General features: G+C 68.6%; 24 protein-coding genes and 1 pseudogene. 22 read left to right on the top strand and 3 right to left on the bottom strand.

Annotation, left to right across the window (positions count from 1 at the left end):
- Window positions 1-7: 7 nt before the first annotated feature.
- Window positions 8-877, bottom strand: coding sequence for an alpha/beta fold hydrolase (locus ON37_RS16700; protein WP_040720479.1), 870 nt, complete (start codon window positions 875-877; stop codon window positions 8-10).
- Window positions 878-980: 103 nt separating this feature from the next.
- Between ON37_RS16700 and ON37_RS16695 the strand changes: the two genes are divergently transcribed.
- From ON37_RS16695 to ON37_RS16620, 16 genes are all read left to right on the top strand, one after another.
- Window positions 981-1,556 (top strand): TetR/AcrR family transcriptional regulator, encoded by a 576-nt coding sequence (locus ON37_RS16695; RefSeq protein ID WP_040720478.1) that lies wholly within the window; start codon window positions 981-983, stop codon window positions 1,554-1,556.
- 76 nt (window positions 1,557-1,632) lie between these two features.
- A complete protein-coding gene (locus ON37_RS16690) occupies window positions 1,633-2,733 on the top strand; it encodes an amidohydrolase family protein (RefSeq protein ID WP_245553229.1) in 1,101 nt (366 codons plus the stop codon).
- Between the two features lie 355 nt (window positions 2,734-3,088).
- Window positions 3,089-3,529, top strand: a complete 441-nt coding sequence (gene rpsP / locus ON37_RS16685; protein WP_040720477.1) for a 30S ribosomal protein S16 — start codon at window positions 3,089-3,091, stop codon at window positions 3,527-3,529.
- Complete coding sequence (locus tag ON37_RS16680; protein ID WP_040720476.1) at window positions 3,529-3,771, top strand: RNA-binding protein; 243 nt, start codon at window positions 3,529-3,531, stop codon at window positions 3,769-3,771. The genes rpsP and ON37_RS16680 overlap by 1 nt, the downstream gene beginning before the upstream one ends.
- Entirely contained in the window at window positions 3,772-4,314 is a 543-nt protein-coding gene (gene rimM, locus ON37_RS16675; protein ID WP_040720475.1) for a ribosome maturation factor RimM, read from the top strand.
- Window positions 4,315-4,420: 106 nt separating this feature from the next.
- Window positions 4,421-5,104 (top strand): tRNA (guanosine(37)-N1)-methyltransferase TrmD, encoded by a 684-nt coding sequence (trmD, locus tag ON37_RS16670; protein WP_040720533.1) that lies wholly within the window; start codon window positions 4,421-4,423, stop codon window positions 5,102-5,104.
- Window positions 5,105-5,416: 312 nt separating this feature from the next.
- Window positions 5,417-7,837: a Tex family protein gene (locus ON37_RS16665; protein ID WP_083893054.1), complete on the top strand. Its 2,421-nt coding sequence runs from the start codon at window positions 5,417-5,419 to the stop codon at window positions 7,835-7,837.
- Window positions 7,838-7,986: 149 nt separating this feature from the next.
- Window positions 7,987-8,937 carry a hypothetical protein gene (locus ON37_RS16660; protein ID WP_083893053.1) on the top strand — a complete coding sequence of 317 codons (951 nt, stop codon included), beginning with the start codon at window positions 7,987-7,989 and terminating at the stop codon, window positions 8,935-8,937.
- A gap of 177 nt (window positions 8,938-9,114) precedes the next feature.
- Complete coding sequence (gene rplS, locus ON37_RS16655; RefSeq protein WP_025351747.1) at window positions 9,115-9,456, top strand: 50S ribosomal protein L19; 342 nt, start codon at window positions 9,115-9,117, stop codon at window positions 9,454-9,456.
- Between the two features lie 154 nt (window positions 9,457-9,610).
- The gene (gene lepB / locus ON37_RS16650) at window positions 9,611-10,435 is read left to right on the top strand and encodes a signal peptidase I (protein WP_051031674.1); all 825 of its coding nucleotides are present in this window, start codon (window positions 9,611-9,613) and stop codon (window positions 10,433-10,435) included.
- A gap of 111 nt (window positions 10,436-10,546) precedes the next feature.
- Complete coding sequence (locus ON37_RS16645; protein WP_040720529.1) at window positions 10,547-11,248, top strand: ribonuclease HII; 702 nt, start codon at window positions 10,547-10,549, stop codon at window positions 11,246-11,248.
- Between the two features lie 57 nt (window positions 11,249-11,305).
- The gene (locus ON37_RS16640) at window positions 11,306-11,611 is read left to right on the top strand and encodes a DUF2469 domain-containing protein (RefSeq protein WP_011210678.1); all 306 of its coding nucleotides are present in this window, start codon (window positions 11,306-11,308) and stop codon (window positions 11,609-11,611) included.
- A 129-nt stretch (window positions 11,612-11,740) separates the two neighbouring features.
- The gene (locus tag ON37_RS16635) at window positions 11,741-12,097 is read left to right on the top strand and encodes a YraN family protein (RefSeq protein WP_040720473.1); all 357 of its coding nucleotides are present in this window, start codon (window positions 11,741-11,743) and stop codon (window positions 12,095-12,097) included.
- Window positions 12,097-13,605, top strand: coding sequence for a YifB family Mg chelatase-like AAA ATPase (locus ON37_RS16630; protein WP_040720472.1), 1,509 nt, complete (start codon window positions 12,097-12,099; stop codon window positions 13,603-13,605). The genes ON37_RS16635 and ON37_RS16630 overlap by 1 nt, the downstream gene beginning before the upstream one ends.
- Before the next feature lie 33 nt (window positions 13,606-13,638).
- Window positions 13,639-14,790, top strand: coding sequence for a DNA-processing protein DprA (gene dprA / locus ON37_RS16625; protein ID WP_040720528.1), 1,152 nt, complete (start codon window positions 13,639-13,641; stop codon window positions 14,788-14,790).
- A gap of 72 nt (window positions 14,791-14,862) precedes the next feature.
- Window positions 14,863-15,786, top strand: coding sequence for a tyrosine recombinase XerC (locus tag ON37_RS16620; protein WP_040720471.1), 924 nt, complete (start codon window positions 14,863-14,865; stop codon window positions 15,784-15,786).
- Window positions 15,787-15,867: 81 nt separating this feature from the next.
- Here the strand turns inward: ON37_RS16620 and ON37_RS16615 are convergent, their stop codons facing one another.
- A complete protein-coding gene (locus ON37_RS16615; protein WP_040720470.1) occupies window positions 15,868-16,380 on the bottom strand; it encodes a DUF1990 domain-containing protein in 513 nt (170 codons plus the stop codon).
- 225 nt (window positions 16,381-16,605) lie between these two features.
- Here ON37_RS16615 and ON37_RS31020 point away from each other — a divergent pair, with 225 nt between their 5' ends.
- Both ON37_RS31020 and ON37_RS32470 read left to right on the top strand, forming a co-directional pair.
- A complete protein-coding gene (locus ON37_RS31020) occupies window positions 16,606-17,865 on the top strand; it encodes an alpha/beta hydrolase (RefSeq protein WP_051031673.1) in 1,260 nt (419 codons plus the stop codon).
- Between the two features lie 113 nt (window positions 17,866-17,978).
- Complete coding sequence (locus ON37_RS32470) at window positions 17,979-18,752, top strand: siderophore-interacting protein (protein WP_040720469.1); 774 nt, start codon at window positions 17,979-17,981, stop codon at window positions 18,750-18,752.
- A 24-nt stretch (window positions 18,753-18,776) separates the two neighbouring features.
- Here the strand turns inward: ON37_RS32470 and ON37_RS32465 are convergent.
- Window positions 18,777-19,247: pseudogene (locus ON37_RS32465) on the bottom strand (M23 family metallopeptidase); the annotation flags it as partial.
- Between the two features lie 531 nt (window positions 19,248-19,778).
- Here ON37_RS32465 and ON37_RS34205 point away from each other — a divergent pair.
- The 4 genes from ON37_RS34205 to tsf all read left to right on the top strand — a co-directional run bounded on the left by ON37_RS34205 (window position 19,779) and on the right by tsf (window position 22,528).
- Complete coding sequence (locus tag ON37_RS34205) at window positions 19,779-20,078, top strand: YidH family protein (RefSeq protein WP_051031685.1); 300 nt, start codon at window positions 19,779-19,781, stop codon at window positions 20,076-20,078.
- The gene (locus ON37_RS16590; protein WP_040720467.1) at window positions 20,075-20,443 is read left to right on the top strand and encodes a DUF202 domain-containing protein; all 369 of its coding nucleotides are present in this window, start codon (window positions 20,075-20,077) and stop codon (window positions 20,441-20,443) included. Before ON37_RS34205 ends, ON37_RS16590 begins: the two co-directional genes overlap by 4 nt.
- Window positions 20,444-20,710: 267 nt before the next feature.
- Window positions 20,711-21,580 carry a 30S ribosomal protein S2 gene (rpsB, locus tag ON37_RS16585; protein ID WP_040720466.1) on the top strand — a complete coding sequence of 290 codons (870 nt, stop codon included), beginning with the start codon at window positions 20,711-20,713 and terminating at the stop codon, window positions 21,578-21,580.
- A 123-nt stretch (window positions 21,581-21,703) separates the two neighbouring features.
- Window positions 21,704-22,528, top strand: a complete 825-nt coding sequence (gene tsf / locus ON37_RS16580) for a translation elongation factor Ts (protein ID WP_040720465.1) — start codon at window positions 21,704-21,706, stop codon at window positions 22,526-22,528.
- Window positions 22,529-22,832: the final 304 nt, after the last annotated feature.

Here is a 22,832-nt window from a genome sequence, read left to right as displayed (position 1 = left end):
CCGGATGTCAGAGTGCGCGCCGGAGGAAGTCGCGGATGTGTGCCGCTATTTCCTCGCCGTGCGTCTCCAGGGCGAAGTGGCCGGCGTCGAGCAGGTGCAGCTCCGCATCGGGTAGATCCCGCAGGTAGGCCTGTGCCCCGGCCGCGCCGAACACTTCGTCGTTACGGCCCCAGGTGATCAGGGTCGGGGGCCGGTGTGTGCGGAAGTACTCCTGATACGCGGGATATCCGTCCAGATTGAACTGGTAATCCCAGAACAACTGCAGCTGAATGGCGTCGTTGCCGGGGCGATCCAGCTTGGCCTGGTCCAGTTGCCAGGCTTCCGGAGCCAGCCGGTCCATGCGGTCCGCGGGCACACCGTGGGTGTACTGCCACTGAACCCACTTGGGTTCCAGCAGTTCTCGTACCGCCGCCTCATTGGCCGCCCGGTCCTTCGCATGGGCGAACAGAATGTCCCAGAACGGCGTGAAGCCTTCGATGTACGCATTGCCGCTCTGCGAGATCAACGCGCTCACCCGCTGCGGATCGCGGGTCGCGATCCGCAACCCGATCGGTGCGCCGTAATCCTGGATGTAGAGCGAGAAGCGTTGCACGCCGAGCTGATCGAGTAGCTCTTCGACGATGTCGGCGAGCCGGTCGAAGCTGTACTCGAATTCGTCTACGCCCGGCGCGGCGGAGTTGCCGAAGCCGATGTAGTCCGGCGCCACGAGGTGGAACTCGTCCGACAGCTCGGAGATGAGGTGGCGGAACATGTGCGAGCTCGACGGGAAGCCGTGCAGCAGGACGAGCGTCGGGTGGTCCGGATTTCCGGCTTCCCGGTAGAACACGTCGAGCCCGCGGACCGTGGTCGTGTGCAGGCGAGTGGCGAAGGGGGACATGGTGATTCCTTTCGATCGGCAGCGTGCCACCGCGAGAACGATCGTTCTCAGCGGCTTCGGGTAGCATAGGAGAACGATGGTTCTCACGCAAGGGAGAGGTGTTGTGCAGCGGGAAACGGATGCCTCCCGGGTCCTCGATGCGGCCGATCGGCTGTTCGACGAACGCGGGATCCAGGGCGTCGGCATGGATGCCATCCGAGACGCCGCGGACGTTCCGTTGAAACGGCTCTACCGCGACTTTCCGTCGAAGGCCGATCTCGTCCACGCGGTCCTGAAGCGGCGGGACAGCGAGGTGCGCACGGCCCTCGCGCAGTACGTCGACGCGAAGGCCCAGACGCCCCGGGAGCGGGTGCTGGCGGTGTTCGACTACCTGTTCGAGTGGTTCGGCAGGCCCGATTTTCGTGGCTGTCTGTTCATCAACACGGTCGGGGAACTGGGTGGCACGTCCGACGAGGTCGGCCGGATCGCCGCCGGGCACAAGCGTGCGGTCCGTGACTATTTCGCCGAGCTGGTGGCCGAATGTGCCCTCCCCGAATCGGTCGCCGACCAGTTGCTGATCATCGCCAACGGTGCGATGGTGACGGCCGCGATGCACGACGACCCCGAGGTGGCGCGCCAGGCGCGGGCCCTCGCCGACACCCTGCTGCGCGCGGCCGGCCCGATCGGCGAACGGCGCTGAGCGGTCTCTCGGTTGGAGGCCCGGTAGGTTGGGATCGGCGATTCGATCGGCTTCCGGCGACGTGGTGAGGAGCGATATGCGGATGCATCTGCGCGGAGTGGTCCTTCCCGGCGACGAGGTACGCGATCTCTGGGTTCGCGACGGGGTGATCTCGTTCGAGCCGGTGCGCGACGCCGAAACCCTGTGCGCGACAGGGTGGATCGTGCCCGGCCTGGTCGACGCCCACTGCCATGTCGGGATCCGTTACGGCGGTGGACACGAGGATCGCGACGGCGCGATCGCCCAGGCCGAGGTGGAACGCGATGCGGGAGCGCTGCTGCTACGCGATGCCGGCTCGCCCATCGATACGCGGTTCATCGACGACCATCACGAACTGCCGAAGATCATCCGAGCGGGGCGCCACATCGCTCGGCCCAAGCGCTACATCCGGGAATTGGGCATCGAATTGGACGACGAGCGCGACCTGCCCGACATCGTCGCCGAACAGGCCCGCTTCGGCGACGGCTGGGTCAAGATCGTCGGTGACTGGATCGACCGTTCGGTCGGCGATCTGCGGCCGCTGTGGAGCGACGCGATCCTGAAGGAGGCTATCGACGCCGCGCATCGGGAGGGCGCCCGCGTCACCGCCCACGTCTTCGGCGAGGACGCGCTGCCGGGGCTGATCAATGCCGGGATCGATTGCCTGGAACACGGCACCGGACTCACCGACGACACCATCGAGATGATGGTCGAACACGGCACCGCGCTGGTGCCGACGCTGGTGAATATCGACACCTTCCCCGATATCGCCGACAGCGCGACCAAGTTCCCCGTCTACGCCGCGCACATGCGCGATCTGCACCGCCGGGTCCGCGACACCGTGGCGAACGCTCACGCGGCCGGGGTGCCGATCTACACCGGCACCGACGCCGGCGGTTCGATCCGGCACGGCCGCATCGCCGACGAGATCGATGCGCTGGCCGGAGCCGGGCTGTCGCGGCACGAGGCGCTGGCGGCGGCGTCGTGGCGGGCGCGCGAATGGCTCGGCCGACCGGGCATCGAGGACGGCGCACCGGCCGATTTCGTGGTGTACCGCACCGATCCGCGATCTGGTCGCGACGCGCTCGACGCCCCGGCATATGTCGTCCTCCGGGGGCGGGTGTACCCGGGCCGGGATCCGGTCACTGGGCACCGGTAGGTCGTCGGCACGATGAGCGGCTCGGCGAACGCGCTGTTCACACGCCATCGCCGCGGTCGGCGACCGGCCCGGCCGCGCGAGCCCCGCGTGCGCGGCGAACGTCCCGCCGGGTCCGGGGTGATTTCCCCGGTGGCGGGCGCGTCTGGCAGAATGAACGACCGTCCTCGTCGGTGACCGCGACTCGCTCGCGGTGCCTGGGTTCGGGGACAGTGTCAGCCCGTCTCCGGTTACGTACCGCGCGGCGGTCACACACTCAACGCAAAACCGGGTCCGCACCCCGTGCGGGCTGCTGAATTGCGCCGTGACCACTCCGGCTGCCCTCGGGCCGCCGCCATCGAAAGGCATTGATACAGCCATGGCTGTCAAGATCAAGCTGACCCGTCTGGGCAAGATCCGCAATCCCCAGTACCGCATCGTCGTCGCCGATGCCCGCACCCGCCGCGACGGCCGTGCCATCGAGAACATCGGCAAGTACCACCCGAAGGAAGAGCCCTCGCTGATCGAGGTCGACTCCGAGCGCGTGCAGTACTGGCTGGGCGTGGGCGCGCAGCCGACCGAGCCGGTCAAGCGTCTGCTGGAGATCACCGGCGACTGGCAGAAGTTCAAGGGCCTGCCGGGCGCCGAGGGCACCCTGAAGGTCAAGGCCGCCAAGCCGAGCAAGCTGGACCTGTTCAACGCCGCCCTGGCCGCCGCCGACAGCGAGCCGGTCGCCGAGGCTGTCACCCCCAAGAAGAAGAAGTCCAAGGCCGCCGAGGGTGAAGGCGAGACCGAGGCCGCGACCGAGGCTGCCGAGTAATGAGCACGGTCGTCGCCGATGCCGTCGAGCACCTGGTGCGCGGCATCGTCGCCAATCCGGACGACGTGCGCGTCGATCTGATCACCAGCCGCCGCGGACGCACCGTCGAGGTGCACGTTCACCCCGACGACCTGGGCAAGGTGATCGGCCGGGGCGGTCGGACCGCGACCGCGCTGCGCACCCTGGTCGCCGGTATCGGCGGCCGGGGCATCCGGGTCGACGTGGTCGATACCGATCAGTAGATGGAACTGGTAGTCGGGCGGATCGCCAAATCGCACGGTGTGCGTGGTGAGCTCGTGGTCGAGGTACGGACCGACGAGCCCGAGCTGCGGTTCGCGCCCGGATCCCGGTTGCGTGGCCGCGCGCCGAAAAGCGACGCGGTACAGGAATTCACGGTGGAGTCGGCCCGGGAGCACTCGGGCCGGCTGCTCGTGCGACTCGAGGGTGTCGACGATCGCACCGCGGCGGACGCGTTGCGCGGCACCCTTTTCCTGATCGATACCGCCGATCTGCCGCCGTCGGAGGACCCCGACGAGTTCTACGATCACGAACTCGAGGGACTCAGTGTCCGCCTCGCCGACGGCACGGAGATCGGCACGGTGAACGAGGTGCTGCACTCGGCGGCGGGCGAATTGTTGTCCGTCCGCGCGGGGGCCGGTGCCGGCGGTCGCGTCGGCCGCGAAATCCTGGTGCCGTTCGTCACCGCGATCGTGCCGACCGTGTCGGTCGCCGAGGGGCTGATCGTCATCGACCCGCCCGAAGGTTTGCTGGACGACGAGCACTGATGAGACACCCCACGACGCCTGTCCTCGGTGCGACCGGGTGTCCCGCGCAGATACAGGAGTAGCGATGGGCACCGGAGCCGACGACCCCGCGCGGCGCCCGTCGGCTCTGCGTATCGACGTCGTCACGATTTTCCCGGAATATCTCGAGCCGTTGCGAACTGCCCTGCTGGGCAAGGCGATCGAGAAGGGCATCGTCGAGCTGGGGGTGCACAACCTGCGGCGCTGGACCCACGACGTCCATCAGTCCGTGGACGACGCGCCCTACGGTGGCGGCCCCGGCATGGTGATGAAACCGACCGTCTGGGGAGATGCGCTCGATGAGGTGTGCCCGGACGAAGCGCTGCTCGTCGTCCCGACCCCGGCGGGAGTGCCGTTCACCCAGGTAACCGCCCGGCGCTGGTCCGCAGAATCCCATCTGGTCTTCGCCTGCGGCCGCTACGAGGGCATCGACCAACGGGTGTTCGACGACGCCGCCCGCCGGGTCCGGGTGGAAGAGGTCAGCATCGGTGATTACGTGCTGATCGGCGGTGAGGCCGCCGTGCTGGTGATGACCGAGGCCGTGGTCCGGCTCATACCCGGGGTGCTGGGCAATCAGCAATCGCACCAACAGGATTCGTTCTCCGACGGCCTGCTGGAGGGACCGAGTTATACCCGCCCGGTGAGCTGGCGCGGACTCGAGGTGCCGGACATTCTGCTCTCGGGCAACCACGCCCGGATCGAGGCGTGGCGCCGGGAACAATCGCTGCGGCGTACTCGGGAGCGTCGGCCGGATCTGTTGCCGCCGGAGTAGGTGGAAGTCCTTTCGGCGCCGGGCTTTCCGGCGAGACACCCGCATACGCCGCGCTGCCCGGTGCTCACGGTGACCGGAGCCCGCACCGCGGTGCCGGATGGTGCCGCGCAGTCGTCCGGCGCGCCCGGTACGGGGTGCGGCTGATTCTGTATGCGGCCTCCGGAGATCGGCGTCATTTCGTTCCCGGCAGCGCTGTGGCCAGCGACTTTTCGGTATCGACTCAAAGGTCGTAGGCGGTATCGGGTGCGGCTGCGCGGATCCGGGCCGCTCCACTTGGCCCGCTGTCGGGCGGCGACGGTAGTGTCAGCGGGCGTGACGACAGCCTCCGAACCCGTCAGCACCGAAGCACCCGACCGCCCCGCCGGCGCCGCGACGGTACGGCTAGCCAGTGTCGGTCGCCGCATCGCCGATGAGCTGGGCGTGCGCGAGGAACAGGTCCGCGCCGCCGTCGAACTTCTCGACGGCGGATCGACGGTCCCGTTCATCGCCCGCTACCGCAAGGAAGTCACCGGCGGACTCGACGACGCGCAGCTGCGGCAACTGGAGGAGCGGCTGCACTACCTGCGCGAGCTCGACGATCGCCGCACCTCGATCCTGGAATCCATTCGTGGCCAAGGCAAATTGGACGCCGCGCTCGAGCAGCAGATCATGCTGGCCGAAACCAAGGCGCGGCTGGAAGACATCTACCTGCCCTACAAGCCGAAGCGACGCACGAAGGCGCAGATCGCGCGCGAGGCCGGCCACGAGCCGGTCGCGGATGCGTTGATCGGTGATCCCACGACGGATCCGGCCGGATACACCGCCGAACAGCTCGACGGCGCCCGGGCGATTCTGGTGGAGCGGTTCGCCGAGGATGCCGATCTGGTGGGCGAACTGCGCGAACTGATGTGGGAGCGCGGACAGATCACCTCCCGCGTCCGGCCCGGCAAGGAAGAGACCGGGGCCAAATTCGCCGACTATTTCGAATTCAGCGAACCGTTCGCCAAGCTGCCGTCGCACCGGATTCTCGCGCTGCTGCGCGGGGAGAAGGAGGATGTGCTCAGCCTGTCGCTCGATCCGGACACCGAGGAGCCGCAGCCGGGCGAGCGGACGATCTACGAGGGGCGGATCGCGCACAAATTCGGCATCGCCGATCAGGGCCGGGCCGCCGACAGCTGGCTGCTGGATACGGTGCGCTGGGCCTGGCGGACCAAATTGCAGGTCAGTCTCGGCATCGATATCCGGATGCGGTTGCGGCAGTCCGCGGAGAAGGACGCCGTCGACGTGTTCGCCGCCAATCTGCGCGATCTGCTGCTCGCCGCGCCCGCCGGCACCCGCACCACGATGGGTCTGGATCCCGGGTACCGGACAGGCGTGAAGGTGGCCGTGGTCGACGGCACCGGCAAGGTGGTCGCCACCGAAACCATCTACCCGCACAAACCGCAGGGCCAGACCGAGAAATCGCTCGCCGTACTGGGCGCTCTGGTCGCCCGATTCGACGTCGAACTCATCGCGATCGGCAACGGGACCGCCTCGCGCGAGACCGATGCCCTTGCCGCCGAGCTGATCTCGCGGATCGGGGCGACGCCCGGCGCGCGGAAACCGACCAAGGTGGTGGTGTCGGAGGCCGGCGCATCGGTGTACTCCGCGTCGGCCTACGCCTCGCAGGAACTCCCCGATCTCGACGTCTCGCTGCGGGGCGCGGTCTCGATCGCCCGGCGACTGCAGGATCCGCTGGCCGAGCTGGTGAAGATCGAGCCGAAATCCATCGGCGTCGGCCAGTACCAGCACGACGTGTCCGAGACGCTGCTGGCCCGCTCCCTGGGCGCGGTGGTCGAGGATGCGGTGAACGCGGTAGGCGTGGACGTCAACACCGCGTCGGTGCCGCTGCTGTCGCGGGTGTCGGGTATCGCCTCCTCGGTCGCGGAATCGATTGTGGCGCATCGGGATCAGAACGGACCGTTCCGCAGTCGCACCGCGCTGCTGGATGTGCCGCGGCTGGGGCCCAAGGCTTTCGAGCAGTGTGCGGGCTTCCTTCGCATTCGCGGCGGCGACGACCCGCTGGACTCCTCGGCCGTCCATCCCGAGGCCTATCCCGTGGTTCGCCGAATCCTGGAGGCCACCGGTCGCGATGTCCCGGATCTGATCGGCAATACGTCGGTACTGCGGGCATTGCGGCCCAGCGAATTCACCGACGAGAAGTTCGGTGTTCCCACCGTCACCGACATCATTTCCGAACTCGAGAAGCCCGGCCGTGACCCGCGTCCGGAGTTCAAGACCGCCGAATTCGCCGCGGGTGTGGAGAAGGTCGCGGATCTGAAACCGGGCATGGTGCTCGAGGGCGTCGTCACCAATGTCGCGGCCTTCGGCGCCTTCGTCGATGTCGGTGTGCACCAGGACGGATTGGTGCATGTCTCGGCCATGTCGCACTCCTTCGTCCGGGACCCTCGTGAAATCGTGAAATCCGGGGATGTGGTGAAGGTGAAGGTGCTCGAGGTCGACGTCGCCCGTCAGCGCATCGGTTTGAGCCTGCGGCTGGACGACGAGCCGGGCGCGGGCAAACCCGACAAGGGCGGGCCCGCCCGCGGCGGCGGCCAGGGTCGCGGTGGTCAATCCCGCGGCGGTCAGGCCAAAGGCAATCAGGTCCGCGGCGGTCAGGACCGTGCTCAGGGCCGAAACCAGCAGCGCCGCAACGCGCCCGAACCCACGGGTGCGATGGCCGACGCCCTGCGTCGCGCCGGCTTCGGTCGCTGAAGAGGAGATCGCCTCCCCGGTCACCGCAATCCGGTAACGGCTCGTGCGGTGGCCACCGTGCGGAACAATGGAGTCGCGGGTCCGGTCCGGGTGATCGGGCCCGTGGGCATCATCTCGACCCCGGTTCCGAGTAGAGGGGGACGACGGCAGTGCGGCGCTGGTTCGACGACGCGATCCTGGCGGAGGGACGCCTGCCCTTGCTGTGCTTCCTGCTCGGCTTCATCGTCGGGTTCCTGCTGATCCGGCTGAGTGTCCGGATGATCCGCAAACAGGTGCGCTGGTGGCCCGGCAATCTGCGGGCCGGAAATGTGCACATCCACCACATGGTGTTCGGCGTGGTGCTGGTGTTGGCATCGGGGCTCGGTTTGGTCGCCGCCTACCACAGCGGTGTCGGGACCATCTCCGCACTCGCATCGGCCTTCGGCCTCGGCGCCGCTCTCGTCCTCGACGAGTTCGCGCTCATCTATTACCTGCGTGACGTGTACTGGGAGGAACAGGGGCGTACCTCGGTCGACGCGGTATTCGTGGCCGTGGCGGTGACCGGGTTGCTGCTGCTCGGCTTCCATCCGCTGTGGCTTCTCGACGTCAACGGCATCCGGCACGACAGCAGTCCGGCCGGCCGTAGTTTCCTCAGCGTCTTCGCGCTGGTGAATCTCGTGCTGGCCGCCGTGGTCATCGCCAAGGGCAAGATCTGGACCGGCTTGTTCGGCATGTTCTTCCTGCCGCTGCTGGTCGTGGGCGCCTTACGGTTGAGCCGGCCCGGTGCCCCGTGGGCCCGCTGGCGCTACGGTGATCGACGCCGCCTGATGTATCGGGCGATCGTTCGCGAACGCCGCTATCGCCGCCCGGTGATCCGGGCCAAGATCTTCGTGCAGGACCTGGTCGCGGGCAAACCGGATGTCGCCCATGTCCGGAGTGCGGCCGAGGCCGAACTGGCACGCACGGTGGTGCCCGCGCCACCCGCGCACCTGCGGGCCAGGGCGGTGCGCGCGTCGATGCCCGGCGGTTCCGGTACGAAGGAGGAGCCGCCCGCCGAGGCGCCGCATCCGGCGCCGACCCCGGACCTGACAGCGGTTCGCACCCGGCACAGCGGCCCGTGACGGGCGGGTGCTCGCCGCCGACCCGGGGCCGATTTTTAGAGGACCGGCCTGATCTGGCACAATGCTCAGGTTGCCCTGGGTGCATGCGACCCGGTGCACCGCCCATATCCGGAGCACGAACCGGCCGAGCTCTCGCCGCCAGGTTCCTCTGTTCACGCGAACTTCCAAAGGACGGAAATGAACACCCTCGACTTCGTCGACGAAAAGTCGCTGCGCACCGACATCCCGGAATTCCGCCCGGGTGACACGGTGAACGTGCACGTGAAGGTTATCGAAGGTAACAAGGAGCGCATCCAGGTCTTCAAGGGTGCGGTCATCCGCCGCCAGGGTGGCGGCATCCGGGAGACCTTCACCGTGCGCAAGGTGTCGTTCGGCGTGGGTGTCGAGCGCACCTTCCCGGTACACAGCCCCAACATCGACCACATCGATGTGGTGACCCGCGGTGACGTCCGCCGGGCCAAGCTGTACTACCTGCGCGATCTGCGCGGCAAGGCCGCCAAGATCAAGGAAAAGCGCTGAACATCCGGGCTCTGCCCGTTCACGCCCGACCCTCGGTCCTCGTGACCGGGGGTTTTCCTTATTTCCGGTGAAATGTGCCCGAGATGCCCGCCTTCCTCTCGCAGTGGGTGCGCCGGGGCGACGACGAACATGGCTGCGGGATAACCTGTTCGGCGTGGCAGACGAAAGCGAGTCGGTGGTGGCACCCGGATCCGACGGCGAACGCAAGGACGAGTCCGCATCGCGACGCCGGCGCCGGGGCGGCAGGAAACGTAAGCAACGCCCCTTCTGGCAGGAACTGCCGATCCTGATCGTCATCGCCGCGGTGATCGCGGCGCTGGTGGTCAACTTCATCGGCCGCCCCTACGTCATTCCGTCGCAGTCGATGGAGCCGACCCTGCACGGGTGCACCGGTTGTACGGGCGATCGCATCTACGTCGAGAAGCTGAGCTACGACTTCGGCTCTCCGAAGCCGGGCGATGTGGTGGTGTTCGTCGGCCCGAGCGGCTCGTGGAACCGCTCGTACCACTCCAACCGCTCCACCAATGTGGTCATGCGCGGCGTACAGAACTTCTTCTCGTTCTTCGGCCTCGTGCCGCCGGACGAGAACGATCTGGTCAAGCGGGTGATCGCGACCGGCGGTCAAACCGTGCAGTGCTGTGATGCCCAGGGCCGGGTGCTGGTCGACGGTAAACCACTCGACGAGCCGTATGCGCACTACATCTACCCGTATCAGCCGGGTCTGGCGTATGCCACCAAGGTGGCCGGCGGGCTGTCGATCGATCCGCGCGGCCGGGAATTCGGACCGGTGAAGGTGCCCGAGGGCAACCTGTGGGTGATGGGTGACAACCGCAACGAATCGGCGGATTCGCGCGCCCACGTCGACGACGAGTTCTCCGGCACCGTGCCGATCGACGACGTGCGCGGTAAGGCGGTGTTCAAGATCTGGCCGCCGAACCGGATCGGTCCGGTGCGGTCCCAGAATCCGCAGGCGAACTGATCCGCGCGGCGCGCGATAATCGAGGCACGGGATAGTCGAACGGTAGGTGCAGTGGCGGAGACATCGCGACGCACGAGGCGCAACGGTAAGGGCGACAAGATCATCCGGCCCATGGTTCGTACGGGGGATTGGCCGCCGCGAGTGGTGATGCGGCGAGCGGGTGGCCTGCGCACGCTGGAAGCGGCGCTGATCCGCAGCGGACTCGGGCCGGTCGCCGGGGTCGACGAGGCGGGTCGGGGCTGTTGCGCCGGGCCGCTCGTCGTCGCGGCCTGTCTGCTCGCGCCCAAGGCCTACGATTCGCTTGCGGGGCTGGATGATTCGAAGAAGCTGTCCGAAGCCGCCCGGGAACAGCTGTATCCGATCATCGTGCGCCGGGCGCTCGCATGGAAGGTCGTCGTGATCCCCGCGTGGGAAATCGATGCGATCGGCATCCACGTCGCCAATATCGAGGGGATGCGCCGGGCCGTCGCCGGCTTGGAGATCAAGCCGGGCTACGTGCTGACCGACGGCTTCCGAGTCCCCGGTATCAGCGTTCCGTCGTTGCCGGTGATCGGCGGGGACGCGGCCGCCGCCTGTATCGCCGCGGCCAGCATCCTGGCCAAGGTCACCCGCGACCGGATCATGGTCGACATGGACCGTGAGCTGCCCGGATACGGTTTCGCCGCACACAAGGGCTACAACACACCCGAACATCTGGCCGCGCTGGAACGGCTCGGGCCGAGCGATGAACATCGCCGGTCGTGGCGCAACGTGCGCGGCAGCGAGATCGCCGAGGACGGGCGGGTGGCTGCCGATCCCGCACATGCGAGATGATGGCAGCACACCCATCGTGGCGATAAGGAGGATATTCCACCCGATGAGCGAGCAGGCATGAGCGCTGAGGACCTCGAGAAGTACGAAACCGAGATGGAATTGTCGCTGTATCGCGAATACAAGGACATCGTCGGTCAGTTCTCGTACGTGGTCGAGACCGAACGACGCTTCTATCTGGCCAACTCCGTCGAGCTGCGTCCGCAGAACGCCGACGGAGAAGTGTATTTCGAGGTGCGGATGTCGGATGCGTGGGTGTGGGATATGTATCGGCCCGCCCGCTTCGTCAAACACGTCCGAGTGATCACGTTCAAGGATGTGAACATCGAGGAATTGGAGAAGCCGGACCTGCGACTGCCGGAATAGGCAGGTAGCGGGCCCGCTGCCCGGGGCACGTGACGCCGCTGCTTCCACAGTCCGGTAGTTGTCCACAGACTTTTCGTTTCCGCAGGTGAGCAGCGTTGCCGCCGAATCCGTCGGCGGCATGCTGAGCACGTGGCACACAATCTGGCGCTCGGCGCACACGGGGAAGAACTGGCCGCGCAGTTCCTGCAGGGGGCCGGGATACGGATCGTCGAACGGAATTGGCGGTGTCGCTACGGTGAGCTGGATCTCATCGTCGACGACGCCGGGACCACCGCTTTCGTCGAGGTGAAGACCCGGACGGGTCTGGGGTACGGCACCCCGGCCGAATCCGTGACCTTCACCAAACAGCAGCGGATTCGTCGGCTCGCGCTGTTGTGGTTGACCGAACAGAGCGGTCCGTGGTTGCGCATTCGGTTCGATGTGGTGTCGGTCCTGCTGCTACGGGGCCGGGAACCACGGATCGAGCATGTCCGGGCGGCGTTCTGATGGCGCTGGGACGGGCTCATTCGGTTGCGGTGACCGGGGTCGAGGGGCAATTGGTCGAGATCGAGGCCGACATCGGACAGGGGCTGCCGTCGGTACATCTGGTCGGACGGCCGGACACCACTCTGCAGGAATCGCGCGACCGAGTGCGCGCGGCGGTCGCGAATTCGGGAGAGAAATGGCCCGACGGCCGCGTGATCCTGGCCTTGTCGCCGGCGACGCTGCCGAAGGTGGGCAGTGTCTACGATCTGGCGCTGGCCGCCGCGGTCCTGCGTGCGGACGATTCGGTCCCGGGGGCGAAACTGGAGGGAACCGTCCTGCTCGGCGAATTGGCCCTCGACGGTCGGGTCCGCCGTGTTCGCGGCATCCTGCCCGCCGTGCTGGCGGCACGGAATGCGGGTCGCAGCACGGCCGTCGTGCCCGAATCGGTGCTCGGTGAGGCCGGCTTGGTCGACGGGATCACCGTGCTGGGGGTGCCGACGTTGCGGACGCTCATCGACTGGTTGCGCGGGGACGGGGGGCTCGTCGTTCCCGACGGCAGTTATCCGGCGCCGCAGCGCATCGCCGGTGATCTCAACGAAGTGGTCGGCCAGGACGAAGCCCGGTGGGCGTTGGAGGTGGCCGCGGCGGGTGGACATCATCTGCTGCTCACCGGTCCGCCGGGTACCGGCAAAACGATGCTCGCCCAACGTCTTCCGGGCTTGCTGCCGCCGCTGACCGAATCCGAGGCGCTCGAGGTCACCGCCATCCATTCGATGGCGGGAACGCTGTCGGATGATCATCCGCTCATCACCACCGCACCGTTCGTCGCACCGCACCATTCGACGTCGGTGACGGCGATGGTGGGCGGCGGGTCGGGCTCCGCGCGTCCGGGCGCCGTGAGCCGCGCGCACCGCGGGGTCCTGTTCCTCGACGAATGTGCCGAGATCGGCACCAAGGTCCTCGAAGCGTTGCGAACACCGTTGGAGGAAGGGGAAGTTCGGATCGCACGCCGCGACGGCGTGGCACGCTATCCGGCACGGTTCCAGCTCATCCTCGCCGCCAACCCCTGCCCGTGCGCTCCGGCGCGCGATGTCGACTGTATCTGCGCGCCACTCGCGCGCCGGCGCTATCTCGGGAAGTTGTCGGGCCCCCTGATGGACCGGATCGACATCTGGGTGCAGATGCACGCGCACGCCGCCGGCGCGTTCGTGCCGTCGGATGCCGAATCCAGTGTGGTCGTGCGCAATCGAGTGGAAGCGGCTCGGCAGGCGGCAGCGCGGCGGTGGTCGGAATACGGCTGGACGGTCAACGCCGAAGTGCCGGGACACGTGCTACGTCAACGGTTCCGGTTGTCCGCGGACGCGGTGGCGCCGGTCGAGACCGCCCTGCGGCAGGGCCGCATGTCCGCCCGCGGCGCCGACCGCGCGATCCGGGTGGCGTGGACGATTTGCGACTTGCGTGGGGCGGAGGTGCCCTCTGCCCAGGATGTCCTGCAGGCATTGAACTTTCGGCAGCGTGGCGTGTCCTGATCGGGCTGCCGACGACGAGGGAGGGGAGTGGACGTGTCCGATGCGGATGACCGCCGGTTGGCGTGGGCCTATTTGTCCCGGGTCGTGGAGGGGCCGTGTCCGCCATTGTCGGCGCTGATCACGCGGGTGGGGGTGGTGGAGGCTGCGCGTGCGGTACGCGAATGCGATCTTCCGGAATCGCTGCGCGGCCCGACCGAACGGCGACGCGATATCAACCGGTCCGAGCAGGATCTCGAACTGCTGGACCGGATCGGGGGCCGGTTGATCACTCCCGACGATCCGGAATGGCCGCAGTGGCGGCTGCTCGGTCTGGCCCAGCTCGACCCGGCGCGTGATGCCGATGCGGCGGTGCCGCTGGCACTGTGGGCACGTGGGCCCCTGTGCCTGCAGCAGTCCACCGAGCAGGCGCTCGCCGTCGTCGGCGCTCGGTGCAGTACCGGATACGGCGAGCAGGTCACCGCCGACCTCGTCGGGGGCTTGGTGGCGCACGGGTGGACCATCGTCTCGGGCGCGGCGTTCGGAATCGATGGAACGGCGCACCGGGCGGCGTTGGCCGCGGGCGGGGCCACCGTGGCCGTTCTCGCCTGCGGTGTCGATCGGCCCTACCCCGCACAGCACGAGCGCCTGCTCGCCGAGATCGCGGAGACGGGCCTGGTGCTGAGTGAATACCCGCCCGGCGCAGCGGCGTACAAGCATCGGTTTCTGGCGCGGAATCGGCTGATCTCGGCACTGGCGGACGGTGTGCTCGTCGTCGAGGCGGGAATGCGCAGCGGTGCCCGTAATACCGCGAAATGGGCGCGTCGCTTGGGCCGTCCCGCGCTCGCGGTGCCGGGTCCGGTCACCGCCGCGGCCTCGGTCGGCTGTCATCGGATGATCCGCGATCGGGAAGCTGTTCTGGTGACGCGCGTCGAGGAGATACACGACGAGGTGGGGCCGCTGCGGCTGTCCCTGCCGCCCGCCGGGGCCGAACCCGACGCCGGTCTCGCCGGGGACCAGGCGGTGGTGTTCACCGCCCTCCCGACCGCCGGATCCCGGCTCCCGAAACAACTCGCCGACGACACCGGCATGGCGGTTCCCGCGGTCCGGGCCGCTCTTGTCGCGTTGGAGGTGGCGGGTCTGGTCGGCGCGGACAGCTCGGGGTGGTTTCGCACTGTGCGAAAGGGGGTGCCCGTCCTCGCGGAGTGAAAGGCAGGCCCGCCCGGTGCGCCGTCGGCGCGGGGGCTTGCGCCGCTTCGTTCCGTCCATGACGGTGGAGGAATGGCGGAGCTACCGGGCGATCTGCGGGATCTGCTCGAACAGTACGAGCGGCATCTTCGGTTGGGGCGCAACAGGTCGGCGCATACGGTCCGGGCCTATCTCGGTGATGCGCGCTCGTTGCTCGAGCATCTGTGCGCGCGGTCGTCCGACGCGGCGGTGGGCGAGATCGACCTGGCATTGCTGCGGTCATGGCTGGCGGCGCAGTCGGCCGCCGGCGCCGCACGCACGACCATGGCACGGCGCGCCTCCGCCGCACGGACGTTCACGGCGTGGCTCACCCACACCGGACGTCTCGCGGTCGATCCGGGACCGCGGCTGGGGTCGGCTCGCGCGCATCGTGTGCTGCCGGCGGTACTCGCCGCGGACCAGGCGGACGTCGCCATGCGTGCGGCGGAATCCGGTGCCGCGCAGCGTGATCCGATGGCTCTGCGCGATCGCCTGATCGTGGAGCTGTTGTACGCCACCGGCATCCGGGTCAGCGAGTTGTGCGGCCTCGACATCGAGGATGTGGATCGACAGCGCCGGCTGGTGCGGGTGCTCGGTAAGGGGAACAAGGAACGGTCGGTGCCGTTCGGCCTGCCGGCCGACCGGGCACTGGAGAATTGGCTGAATTACGGGCGTCCCCATCTGGCCACCCCCGAATCCGGCCGCGCCCTGCTGCTCGGCCGCCGGGGGCGCCGTCTCGACCAGCGGCAAGCCAGAACCGTTGTGCACGATGTGGTTTCGGCAGTGCCCGGCGCACCCGACCTGGGCCCGCACGGTCTGCGCCACACCGCGGCGACACATCTACTGGAGGGCGGAGCCGACCTGCGCGTCGTCCAGGAGCTGCTCGGTCACGCCAGTATGGCCACCACCCAGCTCTACACCCACGTCTCCATCGAACGATTGAAACGAGTCCACGACCAGGCCCATCCACGCGCGTGACGAGGTCGCTCACGGTTGCCGCTCCGGCGCCGGACGGCCGGTGCTCGCGGCGTTCCATCGGCGACGGTCGAAGCGGAGGGGTCAGGGCTCGATCGCGGCGATATAGCGCCCGGCGATGAAGCGCTGCACGGCCCGCACCGCAGGACCGCCGAGCCGGGTGTACCACGCGGCGGGCCGCGAGAACGCGGCCACCACCGCGTACACGCTCCGGTCGGACGGGTCGTATTCCACGGCGAACTGTTCCTCACCGATTTCCGGGTGCCCGGGCAGGGTGCCGTAGGCGAAGCCGCGCCGGTTAGGTTCGTCGAGGACGTAGATCACCCGGCACGGTGCGGTGATCCCCAGCCCGGCGATGCCCAAGCGCACGGTCAACGCGGTGCCCGGTCGCGCGGTCGGGGTGTCGGCGTGGCGAAAGATCCCGGTGCCGCGCTGCATTCGGTAGGCGAGGATGTCGTCACCCGCCGACTCGAACAGCGCGCGGCCCGAACCGATCCGTCGGCGCAGCCGGAAATGGTGATAGCCGGGCGGGAATTCGCCGGCGGTCGCGCCGACCTCCGGATAGGTGAACGGCACGTCGTCCGTGGGATTCGCCATGTGCCCATCTTCGTCCTCGCGTGCGGGCTGTAAAGGTGCGCCGGTCATACCCAGTGCATCGGGGTGTTCCCCGATGGACCACGTCGGCGTGAGTCGCGAGGATCGAGCTGTGAGCCGGACAGGGTGTGTCGATGGTGTCGGACGCGGTGGTGGGAGATGACCGCATCCGCCGGGGCCGGTTGCCGGACGCGAAGACGAGGCCGCGCTGTCACGGGTGCTCTGCTCGTGGTGCTCGGGCCGCCGGTGGCGATCGGTGCGGGTGTCGGCGCGGCGCTCGGAGTGGCCGTTGTCGCCCCCGCGCCCGCGGTTTTTCTGATCGCAGGCCTGGCGGTCCTGACGTTCGTGATGTTCGCGGCGGCCCGGGCGGGACTTCGGCTGATGCGGGCCCACCGGCCGACTGTGATCGCCGTCGGCCTGGCGGTCACGGTGGCCGCGGTGGTGTGCACGGCCTCGGCCGTCACGATCCTGCGGCCCTTTCCCCCACGGGAAGCCACGGCGACGCCGGCGAACGTGCGATACCTGGACCTTCCGACCGGCTCGCGGCTCGCGTATGTGCATGTGCCGGCGGCGGATTCGGCGCAGCGCCGCGACACCCCGGTGGTCTTCCTGCACGGCGGCCCGGGCACCCCGGGCGAGGGGATCCCCGCCGGGGGCACGGAACTCGCGGCCCTCGGCTTCGATGTGTATGCCTACGACCAGCTCGGTGCCGGGCGCTCGTCTCGGCTCGCCGATGTCACCGGATATACGGTCGCGCGGCAGGTCGCGGATCTCGATGCCATTCGGGAGGTTCTCGGAGCCGAACGCCTCGTGCTGATCGGTCGCTCGTGGGGCGGGTCGTTGGCCGCGCAGTACCTGGCCGCTCACCCCGACCGGGTCGCCAAGGTGGTGTTCGTCGCGCCCGGGGCGCTGTGGGCCGGCGCCTATCGCGACGGCGGGGTGGGCGAGCCGTGGACCGGGATGAAACCTGAGCAGCAGGCCCGCTACGACCGATTGACGAGTTCACCGAGGGTGCTGGCACAGGCGCTGCTCATGGCGGTCGCTCCGAACGCGGCCCACGCGCTGGTGCCCGACGCGGAAGCCGATTCGTGGATGCACGAGGTTGCCTTGTCGGGCCGCGACGGCACATCGTGCTCCGGCGCCCCGAGCGCGCCACCCCACGACAACCCGCAGGGGTTCTACGTCAATCAGATGACGAACCGGGACTTTGCGCGGATGCCGGACTCGCGGCCCGCGCTCGGTCGGGTACGGGTGCCGGCCTTGGTGATGGCGGCGCAGTGCGATTTCGTCCGGTGGCCGGTCACCCGCGAATATCGCGACGTTCTGCCCAGCTCGACGCTGGTGGATATCCAGGGTGCGGGACATGCGATATCGACGGATCGGCCCGGGCTTTATGTCGAGTTGCTGCGCACATTTCTGCTCGACGAGGATCTGCCGCTGCCGGGCTACACCGCAGCCGAGCCGCCGCCGGGCAGGTGGGCGCGGTGAGGCTTTCCGTGCCAACCGGTCGACCGAGGTGATGTCGTCGATATAATTCGAGCTATCGGAGATCGGTCGTGCTACCCTCGGTTAGGTAACCCTAATATCGGAGGTGCTCCACTGTGGCTCGTACTCGTACCAGGCTGGCCTTCGAGGTCCGGCGCACCCAACGGCTGACCGACCATCTGATCCGGGTGTATCTGGGCGGTGCCGGATTCGACGGCTTCCAGCCCAACGGTTTCACCGATGCCTACGTCAAGCTGCTGTTTCCGGGCACGGATGGCGACACCATGCGGACCTATACCGTGAGCTCGATCGACCCCGAGGCGCGCGAGATCGCGATCGATTTCGTCTACCACGGTGACGAGGGCGTGGCCGGGCCGTGGGCCGCGGCGGCCCGTCCGGGCGACACCATCGAGCTCTTCGGCCCGGGTGGGGCGTATTCTCCCAAACCGGAGGCCGACTGGCATCTGCTCGCCGGCGACGAGGCCGCGCTTCCGGCCATCGCCGCGGCCTGTGCCACCCTGCCCGCCGACGCTCTGGGCCGCGTGTTCGTCGAAATTGCCGGTCCCGCCGACGAATTGGATTTCGTTCGACCCTCCGGGGTCGAACTCGACTGGGTGCACCGCGGCGATCGCGCTCCCGGTGAGGCACTGGCCGACGCGGTGCGGAGCGCGCCGTGGCCCGCCGGCCGAGTCCATGTCTTCATCCACGGCGAGGCGGACAAGGTCATGCACGATCTGCGCCGCTACATCCGCACCGAACGGGGCGTTCCCGCCGACTGGGCCTCGATCTCCGGGTATTGGCGCCGCGGGCGTACCGAGGAGGGCTTCCGGCAGTGGAAGCGGGAGCTGTCCGAACAGGAGTCCGCCGGCGCCGGGGCTTCCGCTCGGTAGCACCTCTCGGGCCTCGGCCCGTGTCGGTTTGAGCCGCACGGGCGTCTGCCGGAGCAGGCCGAGCGGGTCGAGGTACTCCCGGCCGCGACGCAGGCCCCAGTGCAGGCAGACCCCGGGGCAGCCGGGATGGCCCGGCTGCAACGTCCCCAGCGGCGTTCCGCGATCGACCCGACGGCCGACCGGCACCTGGGCGAGGACCGGTTCGTAGGTGGTGCGCAGCCCGCCCGCATGGTCCACCGAGACGACGGGTTTCCCGCCGACCTCGCCGGCGAAAACGACGATTCCCGCCCCGGCGGCAAGGATCGGCCGGCCGGCCGTGCCGGCGAGATCCACCCCGCGATGTCCCGGCAGCCAGTCGTGCGGCGGTTTGTCGAAGCGTCGCACCACGGCGGGCCGCGGTGACAGCGGCCAGCCGAATCCCGTGGTGGGCTCGGCGGCTGCCGCCGGAACCCCGCAACCCGTCATGATCGCCACTGCGAGGAGAACTGTCGGCATCCGGCGCATGCGTCCTACCATCGCCGGGCAGCCCGGACATGGGAAGATCGGCTTCGGCGTGTGTGCACAACTCGCAAGCATGTGAACAGGGCGTGTTCGGCGCTCGGGAAGCCGCGGAGTCTCGTTGCTGCTCAGCCGGATTCGCCTCGAGGAGGTCGAGTCGATGGTCGGATGTCACGATGGCGCCGAGCCGGTGACGGCCGCCCGCGGACCGGACCGCACAGTCGGAGGGGGGCCACCTCGCCCCACCGGGCGGCGGGTCCCCGCGTGACCGGGCAGCCCGCGTCGGGGCCGACACAACCGGGACCGGAGGGGAGGACCCCGGGGGCACCGAGCCGTAGATCGGACGGGCCGTCGGCGCCCGATGCTGGAACCGCTGCCGATCGGGCCGAGCGGGCGGTCGGCTCCGGCGGCGACGAGGATGCGTCCGGCGGCGGTCCCGACGGGCCGGCGCGAGCCGGCGACGACCACCCCGCACGCGACCACACCGGCACGTCGCCCGAAGGTCCCGAACTCGACTACCGATTCACCCTGGCCGGTGAGCGCACCTTTCTCGCCTGGATCCGCACCTCGCTGGGCTTGCTGGCGGGCGGTGTGGCCGTGCACGAGCTGGTGCAACCGTTCCGGCACCACGACATCCGGTCGGCACTGGCGATCAGCTGTATCGTGCTCGCCGCGGTGATCGCGCTCGGCGCTTACGGCCGGTGGCGGCACGTCGCCGCGGCGATGCGGGCCGGTCGGCCGCTACCGCACACGATCATGGTGCCGATCCTCGCGATCGGCATCGCCGTGATCGCCGTCCTGGCCGGCGTCGGATTGCTGCTGTCATGACCACGAGCCCGTCGCAGCGTCCGGAAGCCGCCGGCGCCGGTGACCGCGGACTGCAGGCCGAACGCACGGCGCTGTCGTGGTGGCGAACGTCGGTGGGCGCCATGGCGAATGCCCTGCTGTTCCTGCACGTCGCGCTGACCAGCGGCCGGGCGGCATCGGCGGTCCTCGCCCTGGTGGCCCTCGCCGCCCTGGTGGTCGTGGTCACCGTGTGTGTGCTGCGCAGCCGGATGCTGCGCGATACGACCCGGATCCGGTGGACCGGCGGCCGCCCGGCCATGGCCACCGTGAGTGCGGCCATCCTCGTGGTCGCGGTGACGGCGGCGGTGGTGGAGTTGCTGGAGCCCGGCCGCGGCGTGCACCTGTAACGTGCCCTGCGACTGCGCCGGTTGCTGGGAATCAACTCGAGTGGGCTCGGTACGCGGCCTCTGACCACCCCGTTTACGTTCCGGCCGATGCTGGTCGTAGACTGGCCACGCGGTTCGCTGTACGCGGATCGACTTCGCGCGTCCGATCACGGTGCCGTCGGCTGGTCCTCCCGAAATTTCGCGGAAGGTCCGGCGGCCGCGGACGCCAGGGCAGGGATCGACCCTCGGTCTCTGCGTCAACCGGCACAGAAAGGCGGATACGCGGCTATGGCTGTCGTAACCATGAAGCAGCTGCTCGACAGCGGCGCACACTTCGGTCACCAGACCCGGCGGTGGAACCCGAAGATGAAGCGGTTCATCTTCACCGACCGCAACGGCATCTACATCATCGACCTGCAGCAGACGCTGACCTACATCGACAAGGCTTACGAGTTCGTCAAGGAGACCGTCGCCCACGGTGGCACCGTCCTCTTCGTCGGCACCAAGAAGCAGGCCCAGGAGTCGATCGCGGCCGAGGCGACTCGCGTCGGTATGCCCTATGTCAACCAGCGCTGGCTGGGTGGCATGCTCACCAACTTCTCCACCGTGCACAAGCGGCTGCAGCGCCTCAAGGAGCTCGAGGCGATGGAGCAGACCGGCGGGTTCGAGGGTCGCACCAAGAAGGAAATCTTGATGCTGACCCGCGAGAAGAACAAGCTCGAGCGCACCCTCGGCGGTATCCGGGACATGGCCAAGGTGCCCTCGGCCATCTGGGTCGTCGACACCAACAAGGAGCACATCGCCGTCGGTGAGGCTCGCAAGCTGAACATCCCGGTCATCGCGATCCTGGACACCAACTGCGACCCCGATCTGGTCGACTACCCGATTCCGGGTAACGACGACGCGATCCGCTCGGCCGCCCTGCTCACCAAGGTTGTCGCTTCCGCGGTCGCCGAGGGCGTGCAGGCTCGGGCCGCCCGCGCCACCGGCGATGTGAAGCCGGAAGCCGGCGCCGGTGAGCCGCTCGCCGAGTGGGAGCAGGAGCTGCTCGCCCAGGCCAACCCGGCCGCCGAGGGCGGTGCCGAGGCTGCTCCGGAGACCGCCGCCGAGGCGGAGCTGAAGGAAGATCCGGCCACCAAGACCCCGGCCGACTTCTGACCCGGCGCGGTTCCCGCCGCGAATGTCTGTTCACCTTGCCGGCCCTTCCTGTTCGGAAGCGGTCGGCATGGTGGTGCTAAGAGACCTGACAACTTTCGTAAATCTTCGAGGAGGCTCGCCACGATGGCGAACTACACCGCCCAGGATGTGAAGCGGCTCCGCGAGCTCACCGGCTCCGGAATGATGGACTGCAAGAAGGCCCTGGAGGAGACCGACGGCGACTTCGACAAGGCCGTCGAGGTGCTGCGGATCAAGGGCGCCAAGGATGTCGGCAAGCGTGCCGAGCGCGCCACCGCCGAGGGCCTGGTCGCCGCCGCCAACGGCGTGATGATCGAGCTCAACTCCGAGACCGACTTCGTCGCCAAGAACGACGAGTTCCAGAACACCGCCGGTGACATCGTCGAGGCCGCCGCGAAGGCGCGCCCGGCCGACCTGGAGGCGCTGAAGGCGCTCGACGTCAACGGCAAGACCGCCGACCAGGTGGTGCAGGAGCTGGCCGCCAAGATCGGCGAGAAGCTCGAGCTGCGTCGTGTCGTGTCCTTCGACGGCCCGGTCGCGACCTACCTGCACAAGCGTTCCTCGGACCTGCCGCCGGCCGTCGGTGTGCTGGTCGAGTACCAGGGTGAGGGCGAGGCTGCCGCCGAGGTCGCCCGCGCCGCCGCGATGCAGGTCGCCGCGCTGAAGGCCAAGTACGTCACTCGCGACGAGGTTCCGGCCGATGTCGTCGAGAAGGAGCGCGCCATCGCCGAGGCCACCGCCCGCGAGGAGGGCAAGCCGGAGGCCGCCCTGCCGAAGATCGTCGAGGGCCGCGTCAACGGCTTCTACAAGGACGTCGTCCTGCTGGAGCAGCCGTCGGTCACCGACAGCAAGAAGACCGTGAAGCAGCTGCTGGACGAGGCCGGTGTGACCATCACCCGCTTCGCGCGGTTCGAGGTCGGCCAGGCCTGACCACGCCACCGAGGCCCCCGGTGCGACGAATCTCGTTGCGCCGGGGGCCTTTTGGTGTCGATCGACCGCCACAACCGCGCGCGCCGATTCGCTGCTCACGGTGATAACCAGTACGCCGTGACAAACGGACCGCCGGCAGCGGAAACGGCTGCCGTCGTGGCTGCTCGTCCCGTCGAATTGCGGCGGATTCGAGGGTCGGCTCACCAGGGTCCGCGCCGGTGGTGCAGGATAGACGAAGCGTGTTACCGTCCCGCGCGAAAATATGCGCCCCGGGATGGTGTTTTCCCGTGCGTACGCTCGCTCG

It is taken from the genome of Nocardia veterana NBRC 100344 (assembly GCF_000308855.1).
In the GTDB taxonomy this organism is placed as follows: Bacteria; Actinomycetota; Actinomycetes; order Mycobacteriales; family Mycobacteriaceae; genus Nocardia; species Nocardia veterana.
Note: the sequence above shows the minus strand (reverse complement) of the source record. Positions and strands in the feature narration are given on the sequence as shown.